The sequence below is a fragment of the Mycobacterium sp. NTMscope_MAC_269 genome (assembly GCF_976985695.1).
Map to the genome: position 1 here is coordinate 270,463 of NZ_OZ335668.1, position 22,192 is coordinate 292,654.

The 22,192-nt window shown below is 66.0% G+C and carries 21 protein-coding genes and 1 other RNA gene; 16 read left to right on the plus strand and 6 right to left on the minus strand.

Annotation, left to right across the window (positions count from 1 at the left end; all coding sequences use genetic code 11):
• Positions 1 to 2 precede the first annotated feature (2 nt).
• The gene (locus ACZ50Z_RS01315) at positions 3 to 1,373 is read right to left on the minus strand and encodes an FAD-dependent oxidoreductase (RefSeq protein WP_464481920.1); all 1,371 of its coding nucleotides are present in this window, start codon (positions 1,371 to 1,373) and stop codon (positions 3 to 5) included.
• A gap of 161 nt (positions 1,374 to 1,534) precedes the next feature.
• On the opposite strand from ACZ50Z_RS01315, the gene prfB reads away from it, so the two are divergent.
• The 9 genes from prfB to ssrA all read left to right on the plus strand — a co-directional run bounded on the left by prfB (position 1,535) and on the right by ssrA (position 8,401).
• Entirely contained in the window at positions 1,535 to 2,647 is a 1,113-nt protein-coding gene (gene prfB / locus ACZ50Z_RS01320) for a peptide chain release factor 2 (RefSeq protein ID WP_464481921.1), read from the plus strand.
• A gap of 22 nt (positions 2,648 to 2,669) precedes the next feature.
• Positions 2,670 to 3,623 (plus strand): mechanosensitive ion channel family protein, encoded by a 954-nt coding sequence (locus tag ACZ50Z_RS01325; protein WP_464481922.1) that lies wholly within the window; start codon positions 2,670 to 2,672, stop codon positions 3,621 to 3,623.
• Complete coding sequence (locus tag ACZ50Z_RS01330) at positions 3,620 to 4,102, plus strand: hypothetical protein (RefSeq protein WP_464481923.1); 483 nt, start codon at positions 3,620 to 3,622, stop codon at positions 4,100 to 4,102. Before ACZ50Z_RS01325 ends, ACZ50Z_RS01330 begins: the two co-directional genes overlap by 4 nt.
• Before the next feature lie 43 nt (positions 4,103 to 4,145).
• Positions 4,146 to 4,835, plus strand: coding sequence for a cell division ATP-binding protein FtsE (gene ftsE, locus ACZ50Z_RS01335; protein ID WP_464486036.1), 690 nt, complete (start codon positions 4,146 to 4,148; stop codon positions 4,833 to 4,835).
• Entirely contained in the window at positions 4,836 to 5,729 is an 894-nt protein-coding gene (ftsX, locus tag ACZ50Z_RS01340) for a permease-like cell division protein FtsX (protein ID WP_464481924.1), read from the plus strand.
• A gap of 2 nt (positions 5,730 to 5,731) precedes the next feature.
• Entirely contained in the window at positions 5,732 to 6,241 is a 510-nt protein-coding gene (gene smpB, locus ACZ50Z_RS01345) for an SsrA-binding protein SmpB (RefSeq protein ID WP_009954261.1), read from the plus strand.
• Between the two features lie 95 nt (positions 6,242 to 6,336).
• The gene (locus ACZ50Z_RS01350) at positions 6,337 to 7,080 is read left to right on the plus strand and encodes an EamA family transporter (protein WP_464486037.1); all 744 of its coding nucleotides are present in this window, start codon (positions 6,337 to 6,339) and stop codon (positions 7,078 to 7,080) included.
• A 19-nt stretch (positions 7,081 to 7,099) separates the two neighbouring features.
• Positions 7,100 to 7,945: a maleylpyruvate isomerase family mycothiol-dependent enzyme gene (locus tag ACZ50Z_RS01355; RefSeq protein ID WP_464481925.1), complete on the plus strand. Its 846-nt coding sequence runs from the start codon at positions 7,100 to 7,102 to the stop codon at positions 7,943 to 7,945.
• An 88-nt stretch (positions 7,946 to 8,033) separates the two neighbouring features.
• Positions 8,034 to 8,401, plus strand: a transfer-messenger RNA (tmRNA) gene (gene ssrA, locus ACZ50Z_RS01360).
• 43 nt (positions 8,402 to 8,444) lie between these two features.
• Here the strand turns inward: ssrA and ACZ50Z_RS01365 are convergent.
• From ACZ50Z_RS01365 to ACZ50Z_RS01375, 3 genes are all read right to left on the minus strand, one after another.
• The gene (locus tag ACZ50Z_RS01365) at positions 8,445 to 8,906 is read right to left on the minus strand and encodes a GAF domain-containing protein (RefSeq protein ID WP_464481926.1); all 462 of its coding nucleotides are present in this window, start codon (positions 8,904 to 8,906) and stop codon (positions 8,445 to 8,447) included.
• 66 nt (positions 8,907 to 8,972) lie between these two features.
• Positions 8,973 to 9,434: a DUF1942 domain-containing protein gene (locus ACZ50Z_RS01370; RefSeq protein WP_464481927.1), complete on the minus strand. Its 462-nt coding sequence runs from the start codon at positions 9,432 to 9,434 to the stop codon at positions 8,973 to 8,975.
• An 80-nt stretch (positions 9,435 to 9,514) separates the two neighbouring features.
• Positions 9,515 to 9,955 carry a nitroreductase family deazaflavin-dependent oxidoreductase gene (locus tag ACZ50Z_RS01375; RefSeq protein ID WP_464481928.1) on the minus strand — a complete coding sequence of 147 codons (441 nt, stop codon included), beginning with the start codon at positions 9,953 to 9,955 and terminating at the stop codon, positions 9,515 to 9,517.
• 151 nt (positions 9,956 to 10,106) lie between these two features.
• Between ACZ50Z_RS01375 and ACZ50Z_RS01380 the strand changes: the two genes are divergently transcribed.
• On the plus strand, positions 10,107 to 13,250 hold the full coding sequence (locus ACZ50Z_RS01380) for a Kelch repeat-containing protein (RefSeq protein WP_464481929.1): 3,144 nt from the start codon (positions 10,107 to 10,109) through the stop codon (positions 13,248 to 13,250).
• A gap of 7 nt (positions 13,251 to 13,257) precedes the next feature.
• Here ACZ50Z_RS01380 and ACZ50Z_RS01385 read toward each other — a convergent pair whose 3' ends face one another.
• Both ACZ50Z_RS01385 and ACZ50Z_RS01390 read right to left on the minus strand, forming a co-directional pair.
• The gene (locus ACZ50Z_RS01385) at positions 13,258 to 15,798 is read right to left on the minus strand and encodes an ATP-binding cassette domain-containing protein (protein ID WP_464481930.1); all 2,541 of its coding nucleotides are present in this window, start codon (positions 15,796 to 15,798) and stop codon (positions 13,258 to 13,260) included.
• Between the two features lie 117 nt (positions 15,799 to 15,915).
• The gene (locus ACZ50Z_RS01390) at positions 15,916 to 16,836 is read right to left on the minus strand and encodes a LysR family transcriptional regulator (RefSeq protein ID WP_464481931.1); all 921 of its coding nucleotides are present in this window, start codon (positions 16,834 to 16,836) and stop codon (positions 15,916 to 15,918) included.
• Positions 16,837 to 16,932: 96 nt separating this feature from the next.
• Here ACZ50Z_RS01390 and ACZ50Z_RS01395 point away from each other — a divergent pair, with 96 nt between their 5' ends.
• The 6 genes from ACZ50Z_RS01395 (at position 16,933) to ACZ50Z_RS01420 (ending at position 22,183) form a co-directional block, all read left to right on the plus strand.
• The gene (locus tag ACZ50Z_RS01395; RefSeq protein WP_464481932.1) at positions 16,933 to 18,216 is read left to right on the plus strand and encodes an aromatic ring-hydroxylating oxygenase subunit alpha; all 1,284 of its coding nucleotides are present in this window, start codon (positions 16,933 to 16,935) and stop codon (positions 18,214 to 18,216) included.
• Positions 18,213 to 18,536, plus strand: coding sequence for a hypothetical protein (locus ACZ50Z_RS01400; protein ID WP_464481933.1), 324 nt, complete (start codon positions 18,213 to 18,215; stop codon positions 18,534 to 18,536). Before ACZ50Z_RS01395 ends, ACZ50Z_RS01400 begins: the two co-directional genes overlap by 4 nt.
• Before the next feature lie 3 nt (positions 18,537 to 18,539).
• Complete coding sequence (locus ACZ50Z_RS01405; protein ID WP_464481934.1) at positions 18,540 to 19,370, plus strand: TauD/TfdA dioxygenase family protein; 831 nt, start codon at positions 18,540 to 18,542, stop codon at positions 19,368 to 19,370.
• Positions 19,367 to 20,224 (plus strand): TIGR03619 family F420-dependent LLM class oxidoreductase, encoded by an 858-nt coding sequence (locus ACZ50Z_RS01410; protein WP_464481935.1) that lies wholly within the window; start codon positions 19,367 to 19,369, stop codon positions 20,222 to 20,224. Before ACZ50Z_RS01405 ends, ACZ50Z_RS01410 begins: the two co-directional genes overlap by 4 nt.
• Positions 20,225 to 20,278: 54 nt before the next feature.
• Positions 20,279 to 21,799, plus strand: a complete 1,521-nt coding sequence (locus tag ACZ50Z_RS01415; protein ID WP_464481936.1) for an adenylate/guanylate cyclase domain-containing protein — start codon at positions 20,279 to 20,281, stop codon at positions 21,797 to 21,799.
• Positions 21,800 to 21,880: 81 nt separating this feature from the next.
• On the plus strand, positions 21,881 to 22,183 hold the full coding sequence (locus ACZ50Z_RS01420; protein WP_464481937.1) for an RNA 2'-phosphotransferase: 303 nt from the start codon (positions 21,881 to 21,883) through the stop codon (positions 22,181 to 22,183).
• The last annotated feature ends 9 nt before the right edge of the window (positions 22,184 to 22,192 follow it).

Here is a 22,192-nt window from a genome sequence, read left to right on the forward strand (position 1 = left end):
ATCTAGCCGTGGCTGATCCGAAGCAACTTGGCCAGGCTCGGCAGCTTGACGCGGGGCCGCCCGTGCGGTTCGCCGGCCGCCCGCTCATGGGCGTCGATGAGCTCCCAGTGCGCCGAGGTGACCAGTTTGGGTTGCCGCGACGCCAGCCAGTCGGCCAGCTGGTCGGCGTGGTCGGCGGGAAAATCCGCCAGACCGCCCTCGGTACCGCCACCGGCCAGGTCGGCGAGCAGCGTGTCCACGGTGTCCTGGGAGTCCTTCTTATTGGTGCCGATAACGCCGGTCGGCCCGCGCTTGATCCACCCCACCACGTATTCGTTGCGGCGGTCTTCGATCCGGCCGCCGCTGTTGGGGATCGTTGCGCTCTTCTCATCGAACGGCAGTCCCGGTGTGGGCACTCCGCGGTAACCGACCGAGCGCACCACCAGCTGAACCGGTAGCTCCTCGCGCTCGCCGGTGTCTCTGGCGGACACCCGCCCACTGTCGTCGGTGACCAGTTCGTTGCGGCCGAGCACGATTGCCTCGACTCTCTCCGTCCCCTTGATCTCGATCGGCGAGGTCATGAAGCGCAAGACGATCCGGCGATGCCCCGGGCGCGGGGAGCGCTTCGCGTAGTCACGCAGCACGTTGATGTTCTGCTTGGCCGTCTTGCCTGCCGCGGCGGCATCCTCGTCGCTCACGCCCTCGAGCTGCGCCGGATCGACGATCACGTCGACGTTCTCCAGATCGCCCAGCTCCCGGAGTTCGAGCGTGGTGAAGGCGGTCTGCAGCGGGCCGCGCCGACCGATGACCACCACTTCGTCGACCCCGCACGGCCGCAACGACTCCAGCGCGTGGTCGGCGATGTCGGTCTGGCCCAGCACGTCGGGATCGGTGACCAGGATGCGGGCGACGTCGAGGGCGACGTTGCCGTTGCCGACCACCACGGCCCGCGCGCCCGACAGGTCGGGCGTGGCCTCCTCGAAGTTCGGGTGCGCGTTGTACCAGCCCACGAAATCGACGGCGGCGATGCTGCCCGGCAACTCCTCGCCGGGGATGTTCAGCGCGCGGTCGGACTGCGCCCCGACGGCATAGACGACAGCGTCGTAGCGCTCGGCGAGCTCACTGGCCTGCACGTGCTCGCCGACCGCGACGTTGCCGAAGAACCGGAAGCGCGGATCTTGGGCCGTCTTCTCGAATTGCTTACTGATCGACTTGATCTTCGGGTGATCGGGCGCGACACCGGAGCGCACCAGCCCCCACGGGGTGGGAAGCATCTCCAGCATGTCAACGGCGACGTCGACCTCCTCGGATCCGTCGGCCGCCTTCAGCAAGGACGACGCGGCGAAGAACCCCGACGGTCCGGAGCCGACGATTGCAACGTGGTATGGGCGCATTCTGACCTTCTGTTCGGGCCCGGTTAGCGCGCAGGGGGCTGTCGCGCGCAACGCGGGGCGCACATGATCGTGCCTCGACTCTAAACGCATGACCGCTGGTCGTGACCTCAGCACTCGCCGGTGGCCGAGCAGCTTGGAGGCCCCCGGTAACGTTGTCGGCTGTGGAACCCGACCGTCAAGCCGACATCGCCGCCCTCGACTCCACCCTGACCACGGTGGAGCGGGTGCTCGATGTGGACGGTCTGCGCGCCCGCATCGAGAAGCTCGAACACGAGGCGTCGGATCCGCAGTTGTGGGACGACCAGGCCCGCGCCCAACGGGTGACCAGCGAGTTGTCCCACGCGCAGGGCGAACTACGCCGGATCGAAGAGCTGCGGGGGCGTCTGGATGATCTGCCCGTGCTCTACGAGCTGGCCGCCGAGGAGGGCGAAGGCGCGGCGGACGCGCTGGCCGAGGCCGACGCCGAGCTGAAGGCGCTGCAGGCCGAGATCGAAGCCACCGAGGTGCGCACTCTGCTCTCGGGCGAGTACGACGAGCGCGAGGCGCTGGTCACGATCCGTTCCGGGGCCGGTGGGGTGGACGCCGCCGACTGGGCCGAGATGCTGATGCGGATGTATATCCGGTGGGCCGAGCAGCACAAGTATCCCGTCGAGCTGTTCGACACCTCCTACGCGGAGGAGGCCGGCATCAAGAGCGCGACGTTCGCGGTGCACGCCCCGTTCGCGTACGGCACGCTGTCGGTGGAGCAGGGCACCCATCGGTTGGTGCGAATCAGCCCGTTCGACAACCAAAGCCGGCGCCAGACCTCTTTCGCCGAAGTCGAGGTGCTGCCTGTGGTGGAGACCACCGATCACATCGACATTCCGGAAGGCGATGTGCGCGTTGACGTTTACCGCTCGAGTGGCCCCGGTGGCCAATCCGTGAACACCACCGACTCCGCGGTACGTTTAACCCACGTCCCAACGGGTATCGTCGTGACTTGCCAGAACGAAAAATCGCAGTTGCAGAACAAGATCTCGGCAATGCGCGTGCTTCAGGCAAAGTTGTTGGAGCGCAAGCGATCCGAAGAGCGCGCGGAGCTGGACGCGTTAAAAGGCGAAGGTGGTAGTTCGTGGGGCAACCAGATGCGCTCCTACGTGCTGCACCCCTATCAGATGGTGAAGGACCTGCGGACCGAGTACGAGGTCGGCAATCCTGCGGCCGTCCTGGATGGAGACATCGACGGATTCCTGGAAGCGGGAATCCGTTGGCGCAACCGAAAAGATGACGAATAACACAAACATTCTTGCCGCCCCTATGACGCACCGCTGGCACGACTTCTGGCGGGGCGAACTCGGTGAGTGGATCATCACACGCGGTCTTCGGATCGTCATGGTGCTGATCGCCGCGGTGCTGGCGGCCCGGTTCGTCAACTGGGTGGCACAGCAGGTGACCCGACAGCTCAACCTGGGCTTCGCCGAAAGCGACGCGCTGGTCCGCTCGGAAGCCTCCAAGCACCGCCAGGCGCTGGCCTCGGTGATCTCCTGGGTGTCGGTCGTCATCATCGGCATCTGGGTCATGCTGCAGATCGCCGACGTGCTGCAATTCTCGGTCGGGGGCCTGGTCGCGCCGGCCACCGTGGTCGGTGCGGCCCTCGGTTTCGGCGCCCAGCAGCTGGTGAAGGACCTGCTGTCCGGCTTTTTCATCCTGATGGAAAGGCAGTACGGCTTCGGAGACCTGGTCACCCTCACCGTCGTCGCCGCCACGGAGGCCAGCGGCACGGTCGAGAATGTCACCCTGCGGGTGACCCGACTGCGCTCGCCCGACGGCGAGGTGCTGACCATCCCGAACGGGCAGATCGTCAAGGTGGTCAACCTGTCCAAGGACTGGGCGCGCGCGGTGGTGGACATCCCGGTGTCGACCAGCGCCGACCTGAATCAGGTCAACGAGGTGCTGCACCAGGAATGCGACCACGCGATGGACAACCCCGTGCTGGGCGAACTGCTGCTGGATGCGCCCACCGTGATGGGCGTCGAAAGCATCGCGGTCGACACCGTCACCCTGCGTCTGGTGGCCCGGACCCTGCCCGGCAAGCAGTTCGAGGTCGGCCGCCAGCTGCGTGTCCTGGTCATTCGAGCGCTGGCCCGCGTCGGGATCGTGACGGCGGCCGACGCGCGGGTGGGAATCGTCGAGGATCCGTCCGTCCCGGCCGCCCAGGCCGCCGAACAGCAAACCGACGATGACGTCCAAGGTGCGGGGCAAAAGCGTTGAAGTTCACGCTGAACATCTTCGAGAAGCGCGGCGACGACACGGATGCCGAACACCGCTGGCCGAATTACGTCTTCGGCGGGCGGATGCGCACGTCGACCTTTGTGCTGATCATCGCGTTTTTTGTGGTGTGGTGGACCTACGACACCTACCGCCCGGAACCGGCGCCCAAGCCTCCGGCCCAGCAAGTGGTGCCGCCGGGGTTCGTGCCTGACCCCAACTACACCTGGGTGCCGCGCAGCCGCGTGCAGCAGCCGCCGGCCACCGTCACCTATACGCCGACCCCGACGACCACGACGCCTCCGCCGCCGCCCCCGGAGACCACGACCACCACCACCACGCCGCCGTTCCAGCCGCCGAAGCTGCCGTGCATACTCCCGGCGCCGTTCTGCCCGCCCAGCACGACCCCACCCACACCGACGCCGGAGCAACCGCAGCCGGGCCCCGGTCCGACCCCCACTACGCCGCCCCCGGCCCGTTGACTTCGCCTGCCAGCGAAAATCACCGCTACACTGGCGTGCCGTGATGATCACCCTGGACCACGTCAGCAAGAAGTACAAAGCGTCGGCGCGCCCGGCGCTGGAGGACGTCAACGTCAAGATCGACAAGGGTGAATTCGTCTTCCTGATCGGTCCGTCGGGCTCGGGCAAGTCGACGTTCATGCGCCTGCTGCTGGGCGCGGAAACCCCGTCAGCGGGCGACGTCCGGGTGTCAAAGTTCCACGTCAACAAGCTGCGCGGGCGGCACATCCCGCGGTTGCGGCAAGTCATCGGCTGCGTTTTCCAGGACTTCCGGCTGCTGCAGCAAAAGACGGTCTACGAGAACGTCGCGTTCGCCCTGGAAGTGATCGGCAAACGAACCGACGCGATCAACCGGGTGGTGCCCGACGTGCTGGAAACCGTCGGCCTGTCCGGCAAAGCCAATCGGCTGCCCCACGAGTTGTCCGGTGGTGAACAGCAGCGGGTGGCGATCGCCCGCGCGTTCGTCAACCGGCCGCTGGTGCTGCTGGCGGACGAGCCGACGGGCAACCTCGACCCAGATACCAGTAAGGACATCATGGATTTGTTGGAGCGCATCAACCGCACGGGGACGACGGTGTTGATGGCGACGCACGACCATCACATCGTCGACTCGATGCGCCAGCGCGTCGTCGAGCTGTCGCTGGGCAGGCTCGTGCGCGACGAGCAGCGCGGCATCTACGGGATGGACCGCTAAGTGCGCTTCGGCTTCCTGCTCAACGAGGTCCTGACCGGCCTTCGCCGCAACGTCACGATGACGGCCGCGATGATCCTGACGACCGCCATCTCGATCGGGCTGTTCGGCGGCGGTCTGCTGGTGGTTCGGCTGGCCGACAATTCCCGGGAGATCTATCTCGACCGCGTCGAGACGCAGGTGTTCCTCACCGACGACATCTCCGCCAACGATGCGACGTGCGCGTCCGCGCCGTGTAAAGCGCTGCGGGACAAGGTCGATGCGCGACAGGACGTCAAGTCGGTGCGCTTCGTCAACCGGCAGGACGCCTACAACGACGCCATCAAGAAGTTCCCGGAGTTCAAGGACGTCGCGGGCAAGGACTCGTTTCCCGCGTCGTTCATCGTCAAACTGAACAACCCCGAACAGCACGCGGAATTCGATGCCGCGATGCAGGGGCAGCCCGGCGTGCGCAGCATCCTCAACGAGAAGGACCTCATCGACCGGCTGTTCGCGGTGCTGGACGGGTTGCGGGACGCCGCGTTCGCCGTCGCGCTCGTGCAGGCCGTCGGGGCGATCCTGTTGATCGCCAATATGGTGCAGGTCGCTGCCTACACGCGGCGCACGGAGATCGGGATCATGCGACTGGTGGGCGCCAGCCGGTGGTACACGCAGCTGCCCTTCCTGGTGGAGGCGATGCTGGCCGCGTCCCTCGGTGTCGCCATCGCGGTCATCGGCCTGATGCTGGTGCGGGCATTGTTCCTGGACAACGCGCTGAGCCAGTTCTACCAAGCTCACCTGATCGCCAAGGTCGACTATGCCGACATCCTCTATATCTCGCCGTGGCTGTTCCTGCTCGGCGTGTCGATGGCGGCCCTGACGGCGTATGCGACCTTGCGCCTCTATATCCGGCGGTAGCTGTGGCCAAGGGATCCGGCCGGGCCAAGGCGGCGGGCGGCAAAGGTGGCAGCAAACAAGTTGTGGCCACCAATCGCAAAGCGCGGCACAACTATTCGATCATCGAATCCTTCGAGGCCGGGGTGGCGTTGCAAGGCACCGAGGTCAAGAGCCTGCGCGAAGGTCAAGCCTCGTTAGCCGACGCATTCGCAACGATCGACGACGGCGAAGTGTGGCTGCGCAACTTGTACATTGCCGAGTATCAGCACGGTAGCTGGACCAATCATGACCCGCGGCGCAACCGAAAGTTGTTGTTACATCGGCAACAAATCGACAGGCTGGTGGGCAAGATTCGAGATGGTAACCTCGCCTTGATGCCGCTTTCTCTGTATTTCTCCGAGGGCAAGGTCAAGGTCGAACTTGCCCTCGCGCGCGGCAAAAGGGCTTACGACAAACGCCAGGACATGGCCCAGCGCGACGCACAGCGCGAAGTGGTTCGTGAACTTGGGCGCCGAGCAAAGGGCATGACCTGATCGGGGCCGCTTACGCCCAGCTGTCAGCCGTTACGTACGGTGTCAGCGATTTTGTGGGCGGCGTCGCAGCTCGGCGAGTGGCCGCGCTGCGCGTCATGCTGGTCGCCTATCCGATCGAGACAGTCTTACTCGGTGTGATGGCCATCTTCGTCGGTGGCCCTATTCATGTCGGGGCCGTTTTGTGGGGCACCCTGTACGGCATCGGCATGGCCTTCGGTATGTGGGCGTTCTTTGCCGCGCTGGGTTCGGGGCCGATCTCGGTCGTCTCACCGCTGGCCGCCGTGCTCAACGCCGCGGTGCCCGTCGCGGTGGGTATGGCCCTGGGGGAGCGGCCGGGTCAGGCGGCCCTGGTGGGCGTCGTGCTGGCGCTGGCGGCGGTCATGCTGGTCAGCCGCGAGGCGCCCGTCGAGGGCACCCCGTATCGGTTCACCCCAAAGGTGGCCTGGCTCACAGTCGTTGCGGGCTCGGCGATGGGACTGAACCTGGTGTTTTTGCATCAGGCGCCCCACGTCTGCAAGCTGTGGCCCCTGGTCTTCGCCCGAGTGGCGGCGAGCCTGGTGATCTTCGCGATGGCGGGAACCAGCCAAAACCTGAAGATGCCGCGCGGAAAGCCGTTGCGATTGGCGGTGGCGGTGGCCGTGCTGGACATTTTCGCCAACATCACCATGCTGGCGGCCCTGCACACCTGGCTGCTGTCGCTGGCCAGCATCCTGATCTCGCTGTATCCGGCGGCGACGGTCGTGCTGGCGATGGTCGTGCTGCGCGAGCGCGTGACCCGCTGGCAGGGGATCGGCATGGTGCTGGCCATGGGGTCCGTGGCGATGATCGCGTCGGCCTGAGCCGCCTACGATCCTGACCATGGCCGATCGCCCCGTCACCAAGCTGGACAAGTCCGCCGTGCTCTCCGGTCTTTTCGCCGTCTGGGATGACCTCGACGCGCTGTTGGCCGGGTTGTCCGAGGCGGAGTGGCGGGCCGCGAGTCCGTTGCCGGGCTGGGACGTCAAAGCCCTGGTGTCGCACATGATCGGCACCGAGTCCTTCCTGGCCGGTATCGCCGCACCCCAGCCCGATGTCGACGTCTCCGCGCTCGAGCACGTGCGCAACGACATCGGGGTGATGAACGAGTGCTGGGTTCGTCATCTCGGTGCGCACGCCGACTCCGATGTGCTGGAAAGCTTCAGGGCGATCACCGACGACCGGCGCGCTGCTCTGACGGCCCTGCCCGACGAGGAGTGGGACGCGGTGACGGCGACTCCCACCGGCCCGGATTCCTATGGCCGATTCATGCGGATCCGGGTGTTCGACTGCTGGATGCACGAGCAAGACATCCGCGTGGCCTTGGAGCGGCCGCCCTCCGACGACGAACTCGCCGGCCCTGCGGCGTCGCTGGCCGTCGACGAGATCGCCGCCACGATGGGCTACGTCGTGGGCCGGCTGGCCAAAGCGCCCGAGGGTTCGCGCGTCCAGTTCGAGCTCACCGGACCGCTGGCCCGCACCATCCGGGTCAGCGTCGACGGCCGTGCCGCCGTCGTCGACAACTTCGCGGGACAGGAACCCACCGCGACGATCCGGCTGGACGGGCTGCAGTTCACCCGACTGGCCGGCGGGCGCCCGATGTGCCCGGCGCGCGCCCAGGACGTCGAGCTCGGCGGTGACGAAAAGGTCGCCGGCCAGATCGTCGAGCACCTCAACTTTGTGATCTGATCGCAGCCCGGCGGGGAAGATAATCCCGTTGCCGCTGGTTGATAGGCAGGTACCATTGATGTTCCTGCCGAAAGTCGGCGGGGTGCGAGGGGCTGAAAGGTTTCGACTTCGCGCATCGAATCAAGGGAAGCGTGCCGGTGCAGGCAACCGACCACCGTGAGCGTCGTTGCAAACAGATAAGCGCCGATTCACATCAGCGCGACTACGCTCTCGCTGCCTAAGCGACAGCTAGTCCGTCAGACCGGGAAAGCCCTCGACCCGGAGCCTGGCGTCAGCTAGAGGGATCCACCGATGAGTCCGGTCGCGGGACTTATCGGGACACCAACAGCGACTGGGATCGTCATCTCGGCTTGTTCGCGTGACCGGGAGATCCGAGCAGAGGCATAGCGAACTGCGCACGGAGAAGTCTTGAGGGAATGCCGTAGGACCCGGGTTCGATTCCCGGCAGCTCCACCGAAAGCGAACTGGCCAGAGCTCACAACGTCTGGCCAGTTCTTTTTCAATCGCATCCGTCTCGCTGTTTTGCCCGCGCATTCCAAATACTTTGTGTCTCCCCACCGATCGACGGGTGGTGGATTTCCTGGAAGTTCCGTCCACCCCGGCGAAATGTGGCAACGACCGCGGTCGGCGCATCCTGCTCCAGCACCGGCGTCGGCGCCCACTCGCAGGGTCTTGTGTGCACCAAATCCACCGCTGCAGCGGTTTCGTCGGCGTCGTAGAAGTAAGGCCCGCAGATACGCCCCAACCAGAACCATCCATTGGTGTCGCGGGTCCATACGAACGAGCCGTCGTCAACCTCGGCGAATCGGCCCACCCGACGGGCAAGCCGCTCTTGTTCGCCCGACCGACTCACGGATTGCCCGAAGCCGCACAGCCCGAGCCGGCGAGCCCGATCGATCGTGGCTTGTGGCTCGACGGCATCGTTGCGGGATCGCATCGGCGCGCGGTAGACGGCGACCATGGGAGACATCGTGCCTCGGCGCCGCAGCTCAATTGCTGACGAGCGGTCAACAGCCCGTCTGCGCCGTTAGCTCTTCCACACGACCTTGTCGACGCCGGCGGCATCCCGGTAGACGACGCTGTCCGGCGCCGTGCCCCCGCGGACGTCGAAGTACAGCCGCCCGGTTGCCTGGGCGCCCGGTGCGATCGGCTGGTTAGGAAGGCCGTCCACTTCATGCCCCTTCATCACCGCATAGGTCGAACTGTTGACGGCACGCGCGTTGAAGTCGGCAATGACAGGAGTCGCGTTACCGCGCACACCCGTGGCCGTTACGTCGGAGTACCAGATTCCGTCGTTGTGACCGCTGGGCTGCAGGTTGTTCACGGTGTAGTTGATGGCCTCTGCGCCGTTTGCGCTCGGAATTTCTGCCGATTGGCCGAACGCCACGACTTGCGGGTCCGCCCAGGCCGGCGTGGCCATCAGGATTCCTGCCGTCGCGACGCCGACGGCGGCCGCCGTCGTCTTCATGGCAACCTTGGAGAGCATCATCTCAAAACTCCTTCCTGGTTCCTGTGGCTTATCCAGACTCGCCGCTTTCAAACCTTGTTCGACGACGTCACGGGGATGCTCTAGCTTTTCGGCGTCAAGACCACCACGGGCAGCGGGCGCGACGTCCGCTTCTGATATTCCACGTAGCGGTTTTGATTGTTGTCGTTGACGACCCGCCACAGCCGCGGGTAGTCGGCTTCGTCGGGCAGCACCGCCCGGGCGGTGACAGCGAAACGCCTTGGGCCGACGTTGATCTCGACATCGGGATTGGCTTTCAGATTGTGGTACCAGCCGGGGGCCCGGGGCGAACCCGCCTTGGAAGCGACGACCAGATACGTATCGCCGTCGCGGGCGTAGGTCAGCGACGTGGTGCGCTTTTGACCGGTCTTCGCGCCGACCGTATGCAGCAGCAGGCTCGGGATCCACAGCGCGCGGTGACCGATCCACCCATTCGTCTTCCGATACACCTTGTCGTGCACCCGCAGCAGCGGCGGGAGCACCTTTTCCTCCACGAAACTCATAGCCGCCAGTCTTGCTCGGTAGGCCCGGTGGTCTCCAGTGCATTCGGCGAACTCCCTGCGCAACCATCCTCGCCGGAACCATTCAGCCGCGAGTCGATGTTCGCTACCCTTAGCTGCATTCAGTAGTCGCCTGGGAAGTTGAGGCCACGAAATGGCTGAAAGACCCAAGGCTCGCCCTCCAGCGGCGGGACCGAGCGACATCGTCGCGGAGTTGGCTGCCGCCGGATTCGACAATGCGCGCCAGATCGCTCGAGGCGCCGCCGGCGTGGTGTATCGCTGTCGCGAGACTGCGCTCGGGCGAAACGTCGCCATCAAGGTGTTGCCGACGTTCGTCGACGACGAGAGTCGTGAACGATTCCTCCGCGAGGGCTACGCCATGGGCGGGCTCTCGGGGCATCCCAACATCGTCAACATTCTGCGCGTCGGCGTCACCGCGGGCGCCCGTCCTTACATCGTGATGTCCTACTGCGCGGCCGGTTCCCTGGGCCTCCGGGTGCAGCGCGAGGGGCCGATCGCCTGGCCCGAAGCCATGCGGATCGGTGTGAAATTGTGCGGGGCGCTCGAAACCGCCCACCTGACCGGCACTTTGCACCGCGATATCAAGCCCGCCAACGTCCTCGTCAACGATTACGGCGAACCGCAACTCACCGATTTCGGGACGGCGCACATCGCCGGGGGATATGAAACGGCATCCGGGTTATTCTCTGGCACAGTCGATTTCCTCGCTCCCGAGGTGATGACCGGCGATCCGGCGACGGTCGAGACCGATGTCTACTCCCTCGGCGCCACGCTTTATGCGCTCATTGCCGGCAACGCCGCATACGAGCGCCGCAGCGGCGAAGACCTCCTCGCGCAGTACACGCGGATCAGCAGCACGCGGGTCCCGGACTTACGCTCCAATGGAATCCCCGACGCGGTATGTTCGGCGATCGAGAAGGCGATGGCGTTCGACCCGGCGCAACGGCCGGCCTCGGCGGCGGAGTTTGGCCGCGGATTGCAGGAGAGCCTGCGCCGCAACGGGTTAAAGCCCGATTCCATGGCGATTACCGCCACCGGTGCGAATTCGGGGCGCATCGCGCGGCCGGCGCCGAGACCGCCGAGGATCGCCAAACCGGGCCCACGGATCGCCGGCCCGGAAAGCGCCACCTCGCTGATGAATGCGCTGGGCGATCGCACCACGTCGACGCCACCGCTACCGCCGTCACGGCCGGCCGGCCGGCAACAGCCGGGCGGCGCGCCCGCTGTCGCGCGCGGCCCATACGGAGCGGGATCGAGGCGCCCGAATCCGGCCTCGCCCAACACCTCCGAGCCGACCCGAGCGATCCCCGAACAGACCAGCGCCACCGACGCGATCGCGCCGACGAGCACGCCCCGCGGACTGGCGACCGGAGCGGTGGCGTGGCTGAAGCCGTCGAAAACGAAGCGGAGTCGCGTCACGGCGGCGTTGATCGCCGTGGGGATCGTGGTGGCGGTGTTGGTGCTGGGCAGCGGCGTCTACGTGCTGCTGACGCACGGCAAACGGCACACCCAGGCCGCCGCGGGCCGGCCGAGCCAGGCGTTGGTGAAGTGGCAGCCGATCACGAACGCGCGCATCGCGCGCGACGCGGCGGCAACCACCCAGTCCGACGGCACGATCTGGATTTTCGGCGGAACCGGGAGCGACCACGCTGTCGTCGCAAATCACGAGGGGTATGACCCCGTCATCGACAGCTGGAAGAGCGGCGACGACCTGCCGGTTCCGGTTCAGCACGCCATGGCCGTCACGTGGCAGGGTAACCCGATTGTGCTCGGCGGCTGGCGTGCCGCGGGCGCGCAAAAGGTTGCCAGCGACCAGGTTTGGCGTGTGGTCAACAGCCACTGGGTGGAGCTGCCCCATTTGTTACAGCCCCGCGCGGCAGCGGCGGCGGCCGGGGCGGGGGACCGCATCGTCGTCACGGGCGGCGTCGATGCCAACGGGGCCCTGCTGAACACCACCGAGATCTTCGACGGCAACGCCTGGACCCTCGCCACGCCCATCCCGACCCCGCGACAGATGCTGGCCGCGGCGTCGGACGGGAAGCTGGTGTACGCGGTTGGCGGAACCAACGGGAATTCCGACCTGGCGGCGGTCGAGGCGTATGACCCGGTCGCGAAAACCTGGACGAAACTGCCCGACCTTCCCCAACCGCGCAGCGACCTCGGCGTGGCGATCGCCGATCGCCGCCTGGTCGCCGCCGGGGGCCAGGCGGCGGGGCAGGTTCTCAAGAGCGTGGCGGTGTTCGACCTGTCGGCGAAGACGTGGGATGGCCTGCCGGACATGGGAACTGCACGCCACGGTATGGCGGTCGATGCGGTGGGGAAAGCGGTCTACGCCATCGGCGGGTCGACCGCTGCCGGCGACGAGCAGGTGACCTCCACGGCCGAAGCGTTGCAGCTGCCGGCGCGCCTGACCCAGCCGGCCGCGCAGTGGCGCGCCCTACCGGACGCGCCGACACCGAGGCTGATGACCGCGTGGACCGTGCTGGGCGACAAGATCTGGATCATGGGCGGCCTACGGGACGGGGCCGCCCTCCAGACGGTCGAGAGCTATGACCCGCGCACCGGCGCCTGGCAGACGCAACCCCCGTTGCCCGTTCCGCTCCACCACGCCGCGGCTGCCACCTATCGCGGCGAGGTGGTCGTGCTCGGCGGCGCCAGCGGCGATCTCACACAGGCGTCCACCAAGGTGTTCGCCTTGCGGGGCGGTAATTGGGTGGAGTTGGCCGGCCTCACCCACGCTCGGGCGGCACCGGCGGCCGCGGTGGTCGGTGACAAGCTCGTCGTCGCCGGCGGACAGAACGCCAAGCAGCTCGTCCCGCAGACCGAGGTCTTCGACGGCAGCTCGTGGCGCGACGCGGACAACATGCCCACCCCGCGCGAACACCTGGCCGCCGCGTCCGATGGCACCTACATGTACGCGGTCGGCGGGAGGTTCTTGTCCTCCGACAAGAACTCCGCGGCGTTCGAACGGTTCGACCCCCAAGCCGGGACCTGGACCAAGCTGGTCGACATGCCCACCCCGCGTGGGAGTTACGGCGCCACGTTCATCGACGGCCGGATCGTGGCGGTCGGTGGTGAGGAACCCACGCAGGTGTTGGGGGTGGCCGAGATGTACGACATCGCCGACGCGAAGTGGACGACGCTGCCCCCGATGCCGACTCCGCGCCACGCCGAGGCGGTCGCCACGGTCGGCAACACCGTGTACTGCATCGGTGGCGCAAACCGGCCCACCCACGAAGGCCCCGTCGCGACGGTTGAGGCGTTGGACTTCCTCTAACGGCGGGTCAATGGCGCTTGAGCCGGCTGCGCCACCCCACCACGCCCGCGTACACGACCGTCAACAACGCCAGCATGCCGACATCGAACAGCCATGTCCCCGCGGTGTGTTTGAAGTGGCGGTCTTTCGGGGCGAGCGGCCCGGGCTCGATCGTCCACAAGTCGACCGTGGACGCCTGCGCCGCGTACCCCCACCGGGAGGGCACCGCCCAGGACATCTGATCCAGCCCGATCCGGTTGGTGACCGGGACCATCCCGCCGCAGAGCACCAGCTGCAACATGAGAGACACCACCAACAGCGGCATGATCTGCTCGTTCGAGCGCGCCAGCGAGGACAGCACCAGGCCGATCGTCGCCGCTGCCACGCACATGGCGGCGGTGGCGACGTACAGCTCGAGCGTGGCGCTGCCGAGGAGCAGGGCCGGCCGGGTCGGCGCTCCCTTCCCCAGGATGGTGATGGTGGTCGCGATCGTCGATTGGATGATGGCGAACACGAAGAAGACCGCCATCTTCGCGAGCAGATAGGCCTTGGTCGACAGGCCGACCGCCTGTTCGCGGCGGAAGATCGGGCGCTCGCCGATGAGGTCGCGGATCGTCAGCGCAGTGCCCATGAAGACCGCGGCCATGGTGAGCAACATCAAAACCGATCCGGGTTCGTCGGAGCCGTCGCCGCTGGGATCGGCCACGCGGAACCCCGTCGAGCCGGGCACGGTGAGCGCCAGCGCGCCCATCACGAACGGCAGCAGCGCCAGGAAGACGAAGTAGGCGCGGTCGGCGACGATCAGCCGGATCTGCCGGCGGGCGATCGTCGAGAATTGACGCCACGTGCTGGAGCGCGCCGGGGCGCCGAGGTCGGCCGGTTTATCCGCGTCGGCCACGGCAGGAGGCGGTTTGGCTTGGGCCAGGAATCGACGGTTGGCTTCGTCGGGGTCGGCACCCACCATCCCAAAGATCTTGGCCCAGTTGGTGGTTCCCATGGTCGCCTCGATGTCGTCGGGCGGACCGCAGTAGGCCGTCTTGCCGCCCGGTGCCATCAGCAACACCTGGTCGCACAGGTCGAGGTAGCTCAGCGAATGCGTCACCACCAGCACGACCCGACCGGCGTCGGCCAGCTGCCGCAGCATCGTCATGACCTGCAGGTCCAGCGCCGGATCCAAACCCGATGTCGGTTCGTCGAGGATCAGCAGGGACGGCCCGGTGAGCAGCTCCAGGGCCACCGAGGCGCGTTTGCGCTGTCCGCCGGACAGCTTGTCGACGCGGGTGTCGGCGTGCTTGGTCAATCCGAGTTCCTCGATCACCTGCGCGACGACCTGCGCGCGGTCGGACTTGCTGGTGTCGGTCGGCAGCCGCAACTCGGCCGCGTAGTTCAGCGCCTGGGTCACCGTGAGCTGGCGGTGCACGACGTCGTCCTGGGGCACCATCCCGATCCGGCTGCGCAGCGACGCGAACTGGGCGTGAATGTCGTGGCCCTCGAAGGTGATTGAGCCCGAGGTGGGACAGGTGGCTCCCGCGATCAGCCGGGACAGCGTGCTTTTGCCCGCCCCTGACCCGCCGATGAGCGCGGTCAGCGTGCCGGGCCTCGCGGTCAGGGAGACCTTTTGGATCAGTCGCTTGTTGTCGACCTGAAAGTCGACCTCGCGCACCTCGAGCCCGCCGGTGCGGGTAGCCGCTTCCGCGCGCCGGAACAGGATTTCACCGTTGAAAACGAGGTCCACGTTGCCGATCGTGACGACGTCACCCTCGGTCAGCGGCGCCGACAGGATGCGGGTGCCGTTGACGAAAGTCCCGTTGATGCTTTGCGCGTCGTGGATCTCCATGCCCGTGGGGCTCGGCACCAGGTAGGCGTGATGCCGCGATGCCAAAACGTCCGCGATGACGAGGTCGCTGTCTTCGGCGCGACCGATGACGGCAGCGCCCGCGGGCGGAGCCCCGAGCCTCGACCGTGACCGTTGCACGGCGCGCCGCAGGTCGGCGCTGTCGAACCCTGAAGCTTCTAGGGTCTCGGCGCCGATCTCGGTGAGTGGCTGGAGCCCCGCCGGCTGCGGTGCCGGGTAGGGAGCGCGTGGCGGCCGGTTGGGTGGTGGCGGATAGCGCGGCGGGGCGGGCTGCGGACGCGCGATGTGGGGCGGCGAGATACCGGGCCGCCGTGGCGGTTCCGGACGAGGAGGCCTCGGGCCGCCCGGTGGCGCGATCACCGGTACCGCCTCGAGCGTGGGCGGTAGTTGGCCGACCGTCCCGTCGTGCCGACCGATCCCAAAGCGCAGGCGCGGACCGTCCGGCCTCGCGAGGTTGATGCTCTGGCGGTCGTGGATGTCGACCGCTCGTACACGCCGGCCATCGACGAAAACGCCTGAGGGCGAACCGTTGTCGATCGCGATCCACTTGGCGCCGTCGAAGCGCAGCAGGAGGTGGGCGCGGGCGATCAGGGGATGGGCGACGCGCATATCGGCACGGAGGTCGCTTCCGACCACCACATCGTGGCCCGGCGCGAAGCTGCGCTGTGACCACTCCGATTGAACCGTCAGCACGGGCGGTGCAGGCCTACTCATCACCTAAGTATTGGACGCGCAGTGAGCAGGCGCTCACTATTTCGCGTTATCCGTCGCGACGCCCGGTTTCGCCGCCCGATTGCCCAGGTCGGCGCCGCTTTCTCGCGCTGTCCGGCGTTAGCTTCGCGCCGTGTTCTCGGTGATGATGTCGCACGCCGTCTCGTAGAACGCGCTGATCAATGTGGAGAACGAGAGCTGGAAGGGATGAATCATGTAGACATCGAGCTGTTCGAGGCGCCAGTCCGGCAGCACCGGCACGATGCTGCCATCCCGCAATTCGGTGGTAACGATGATCTGGCTCGGCATCGCACCGATACCGAGCCCGTGCAGGATGTACTGCTTGCACACCTGAAAGTTGTTGGCGCGCGCCCGAACCAAGGGCGTGAGCTCATGGCGCCGCTTGTTTTTCGCGAGGGTGAGCCGGCGCGGCCCCTCGCTGACTCCGCAGTCGATGAAGGGCACGGTGTCCAACTGTGCGGGAGCGGTGATGGGTTCGGGTAGTTCGCGGATGAACTCGGGCGATGCACAAAGGAACAGGTCGAGGCTGAAGACCTTGCGCGCGATCAGCGTCGAGTCTTGCAGCGGCCCCGTGCCGAAGACGACGTCGAACCCGTCGTGGACCGGATGGACAACGTTGTCCACCAGGCGGATATCCAGCCTCGACTGCGGATACTGCATCAAGAATTTGGCGCCGACTCGTGAGGCGTAGTCGATGCCGACGAAGACCGGGATGGCCACGCGCAGTTCACCCTGCGGCTCGAGCTTGCTGCCCTCCACCAGCGCCCGCACCCCGTTGGCCTCGGCCAAGATGTTCACGCCGTGGCTGTAGATCTTCTCGCCCAGGTCGGTGACGGTGAGCTGGTGCGTGTTCTTGCGCAGCAGCTTGATCCCCAGATCTGACTCGAGCTTGCTGAGCTTACGGCTGACGGTGGACTTGGGCATGCCCAGCAGCGCCGCCGCCTTCGACAGGCTGCGGCACTCGACCACCTTGCCGAATACCAGCAGGGCGTCAAGGTCGAACGGCAGGTTCTGCTCCACGTGGTGTTCCAAAATTGCAACAGGGTGTTGCAATTGAAGGCCTATTTGCGCATTTGGTCAAGTGCTACCTTCGGCCGAGAGGCGGAGGAGGGCCCGATGAGTCAGGACGTCTTGGTGACGAAGCCGTCAAGCGGGCACTGGACGGATGCCTATCCCGAATTGGGCCGTGGCCCAGTGTCACTCGAGGACTGCGTCTCAGAAGAGTTCTACGAGAAGGAACGCGAGCACGTCTTCAAGAAGACATGGCTTTATGTCGGACGGGTTGAGCGGGCGCCGAAGTCGGGAAGCTACTTCACTCGCGAGCTGAGGTTCCTCGACACGTCGATCATCATCGTGCGGGGCAAGGACGACGTGATCCGCGCCTTCCACAACATCTGTCCACACCGGGGCAACAAGATGCTGTGGGAAGACGATCCGTTCGAGGAGGTGCAGGGTCGCGCCCCGGTGCTGTACTGCCGATTCCACGGCTGGCGTTACAAGCTGGATGGCTCGCTGCACGCGGCCACCCGCAAGGATCTGCTGCTCGACTTCGACGCCGACAGTTGCAGGGTGCCGTCGATTCAGTGTGAGGTGTGGGAGGGGTTCATCTTCGTCAACCTCGACCCGCACAACACCGAGCCGCTGCGGTCCTACCTTGGCGAGCTGGCCCACGGCATCGAAGGCTATCCGTTCGCGGGACCACACCAGGTGTATCGCTTCAAGGTCGAATTGCAGTGCAACTGGAAGATTTTCGTCGACGGATTCGCGGAGAGTTACCACGGGCCGTATCTGCACGCGTCCTCGTTCGGCGCTCTCACCGCCGAGGCCCGAGACGCCTTCGACCAGCCGAACCCGTTCACCGACGCGCTGGCCTACCAGCTCAAGGGTCCACACCGGATGTTTTCCTTCGCCGGCGAGCCGTCGCAGAAGACGCCGTACTCCAAGCCCATCGAATGCGTGATGGAAGCGAGCGCGGCCGGTCCGTGGACCAAGCGCACTGATCGCGGTCCGATGCCGGCGGGGCTCAATCCCACGCGTTCGGAGAAATACGGCTTCGATTCGTTCCAGTTCTTTCCCAATTTTGTGGTGATCTTCGGATCATCGGGTTTCTGCACGCACACGCACTGGCCGACGGGCCCGCACTCGCACGTCTTCGAAGTCGAGATGTTCTATCAGCCACCCAAGACCCACAAGGAACGGCTGGGACAAGAGCTCACCGTGACGTTCCTCAACGACATCATCCTGGAAGACGCGAGCCCCTCTGAAGGGTTGCAGGCGATGCTGAACAGCGGTGCGCTCACGCATTTCACGATGAACGACGAGGAGATCTTGCTGCGTCACCTGCACAAGGTGGTGGGTGACTACGTGGCGGCCGGCGAGAAGGCGAAGGCCGGACAATGAATGCTCTTTTGCCGCACGAGTTCTCGCAGCTCGAGCACCTGGTGGCCGAGTGGGCCATCGAGGATGGGCACGAGCGCTACGTGAAACGGGTGAACAGCTCGATGGCCGAGATCCAGGCGTTCTACGACGAGGTGTTTCCGCACGCCGAGGAGGCCGTCGCCTATATCGACAAGTTCGACTATGCCGAGCCGCTGCCCGAGGACGTCGCGAATCTACGCAACCTGCTGTACTCGCTGATCACCGTCTCGTTGGCGGTGGAGCTGTGGAGGCAGCCGCGGGTAAAGCATTCGGCGAAGACCATTCTCACGAGATTGAGCTGACGCATGGGCCTTTCCACCGCACGACTCGACGTCAAAGACTGCACGCCGTTGATCGGCAGCGAGATAAAGACCGATCTGGACACCCTCCTTGGTGGCCGCGAAGCAACGGCGATCCGCGCAATCCTCGAGCAGCGTGGGGTGGTCTTTTTTCGTGGCCTGCAGATCAGCGATGAGCAGCAGGTCGCTATCGCGAAAACCCTTGGCAGCATTGTGCGGAATGAGGGTGAGGGCGGGATCTACAAGATTTCGCTCGACTCGAACGTGAATCAGCGGGCCGAGTACCTGAAAGGTTCGCTGTTCTGGCATTTCGACGGCTCCCTACAGCCCTATCCGAATCTGGCCACCCTGTTGCGGGCCATGAAGTTGTCCGACTCCGGCGGCCAGACCGAGTTCTGCAACACCTACGCGGCCTACGAGGAATTGCCCGAGGCCGACAAGGAGGCGATCGCCGGCCTTCGGGTGGTTCACAGCGCGGAGCGCTCGCAGTATTACGTGCGACCCGAGATGAGCTACGAGGAGATCGCGTTCTGGCAGAAATCGCCCACCAAATCTTGCCCGATGGTCTGGACACACCAATCCGGGCGCAAGTCGTTGCTACTCGGTGCGACGGCAGACTATGTGATCGACCTGCCGGTAGAAGAAAGTCGCGCATTGCTTGCACGCCTTCGTGACTGGGCGACCCAACCGCGCTACGTCTACCGCCACGAATGGCAGCTGGGCGACCTGCTCATGTGGGACAACACCGGCACGATGCACCGGGCCCTGCCGTATGCCGCTGACAGCGGTCGGCTCATGCACCGCACGGTCCTTGCGGGTGAAGAGCCGCTGGATTGAAACTCGGCATCGCGACACCCGTCGTCACGAACGTCGCCGGCGCGGCGTTGACGTGGGAGAAGACGGCCACCATCGAAGACATCGGCCGCGTCGCCGAGACGGTGGACGGGCTCGGCTATCACCACCTCACCTGCAGCGAACACATCGGCATACCCTCGGCGGAGGCCGGCCGGCGCGGCTCCCGGTACTGGGATCCGCTGGCCACACTCGGGTTTGTCTCCGCACGCACCAGCCAGATCCGGCTCGTCACGATGACCCTGGTGCTGGGCTATCACCACCCGCTTGCGATCGTAAAGCGTTACGGCACATTGGATCACGTCAGCAACGGTCGGGTGATCCTGGGTGTCGGCGTCGGGAGCCTCAGGGAGGAATTCGACCTGCTGGGCGCGCCGTTCGACGACCGCGGTGCTCGCGCAGATGATGCGCTGAGGGCGCTGCGCGCGGCATTGCCCACCAACGAGCCGGTATATGACGGTGAGTACTACTCGTTCGGGGGACTCACCATCGATCCCTGTGCGCTGCAGTCACATATGCCGATCTGGGTAGGCGGGCGCACCAAGCGGTCGTTGCGTCGAGCGCTCACGCTCGCCGACGGCTGGTGTCCGTACTACGTGTCCGTCGCCACCGCCGCCGAGTGGCTGCGGGAGCGCGAGCTGCCCGCCGGCTTCGAGGTCGTCTTGCCCGCCGATCAACCGCTGGACCCGGTGGGGGAGCCGGCGATGACGGAGGACACGCTGCACGCCATCGCCGCCGCCGGCACCACCACCTTGTCGGCCCGGTTCATCCACCATTCGCTCGAGCATTACCTCGAGCAGATTCACGCCCTGGCTGAGTTGCACGGGAACACGTTCTGACCGAGAGGTATCAGAACGGCCGTGCCGCAGGTAGAGGGCGCTTAATCTCCTGTTATGGACCGCTTCATTCAGTGGACGTGGGATCGGTTCGGCCCGCGGTTTCTCCTGGCGTGTTGGGCGCTCGCGTTTGTCATTTCGCTCCCGATCTACTCCGTACTCATTTCGTTGCCGATCGTCGCGTTCGAGAAGTCCGGTCACTACATCGGGGTCGCAGCCGTCACCATCGGCGCGGTGGTGGTACTCGCGTGCCTTTTCATCTTTCCGGGTCGCCGGTGGGTGCGCCCTGCGGAGCGGTGGGCGGCCGGCCACCACGTCGATCGAGCGGTCGCGATCGAGGGCACCTATGTCTACGCCCGGAAGGCGACGGTCCGCGCGGTATGGGGCGCCGCCGCCTGGGCCGCCGCGTTGGCGGTCGTCGTCGGTGTGATGGTCGGCGCGCGTGGGACACGGCTGTTGCAATACGGGATTGTGGCCGCTGTCGTGGTAGCGGCGATCCAGCTTGTCGCCTATCACAACATCGTCGAGGGAGCGTTTCGCCCGGCCAGGATCGCGCTCGCGGGCGACACGGGACTCGGTGATTCGCTGCCACGCTCCCGCCCGACGTTCGCTAGGCGATCGAACGTATCGGTGGTTGCCGCCACGTTCGCATACGCCTCCGGCGGAGCGTTGCTTGCCGGAGCGTCCAATGTCAGTGCCACGCCCATCCTGGCGATCGTGATCGGCGCTGCGATGGCGATTGCCTTCGCGGTGCCGGTGACCGTCGGATTCGGATTCTCGAGGTCGCTGCAGCCCATTCGCGACCTCGCTAAGGGCGCCGAACGCGTTGCGGCCGGGGACTATAGCCAGCGCCTGCCCGTCGTCCAGGATGACGACCTTGGCGCCCTGGCCGCATCGTTCAATCGCATGCAGGCGGGTTTGGCTGAGCGGCAACGACTTCAGGGCGCCTTCGGCACCTACGTCGACCCGGCACTGGCGGCGCGGCTACTCGAACAGGGCGACGACGTGTTCACCGGCGAGCGGCGCGAGGTCACCGTGATGTTCGTCGACATCCGCGATTTCACCCCGTTCGCCGAGGCGAACAGCGCCGAAGACACCGTCGCCCGGCTCAACGCCCTGTTCGGGATAGTCGTGCCGGCCGTCGTCCACGCCGGCGGCCACGTCAACAAGTTCCTCGGCGACGGAGCCCTGGCCGTCTTCGGCGCACCGAACGACCTTGCGGGACATGCCGATGCTGCGGTGTCTGTCGCCGTCGGGATCCAGCGGCTCGTTGGGGAGCGCTTCGGCGGCGCGCTGCGGATCGGCATCGGAATCAACACCGGAGTCGTGATCGCCGGCACCATTGGCGGCGGCGGCAAGCTCGAGTTCACACTCATCGGCGACACCGTGAACGTCGCCGCGCGCGTCGAGCAGCTAACCAAGGTGACGGGCGACGCGATCCTGCTCACCCGGTCGTGCGTCGACGCGCTCGCTTCTCGATCTCGCGGGCTCATCGATCGGGGGCCCCACGCGTTGAAGGGCAAGTCGGCCGCCGTGCAAGTGTTCACAGTCGACCCAACGCGCAGGTCAGCGGCTTGATCGCCAAAAAGGTGAAGTGCGCGGGTCAGCACAACAAATTAAGCTTCGGAGCGCAATGTCGGCGAGCCGAAGGGAACATCTATGGCAAGTGGATTGAAGGTCGATCCCGCCGCCCTGCACGTCGGCAGCAACGACATGTTCAACGCGATCGGCGAGGCCGCGTTGGATTTCTTCAGCCACGAGGACGGCCTGGCGGTAGCTGCGCCGGGCTGGGTCGGATCCTCTGAGCTGGCACTGAACGAGCTCGCGGCCCGGTGGCAGACGCGCCACGACCATCACCAGCTGCAGGTGGACGGCCTGGGGTCGCACGTCGCCGAGGCGATGCTCGACTACCTCGTCAACGAGGACGAGTCGGCGCGAGCCTTCCGGTCGGTGCGGGAATAGGGGTCACGA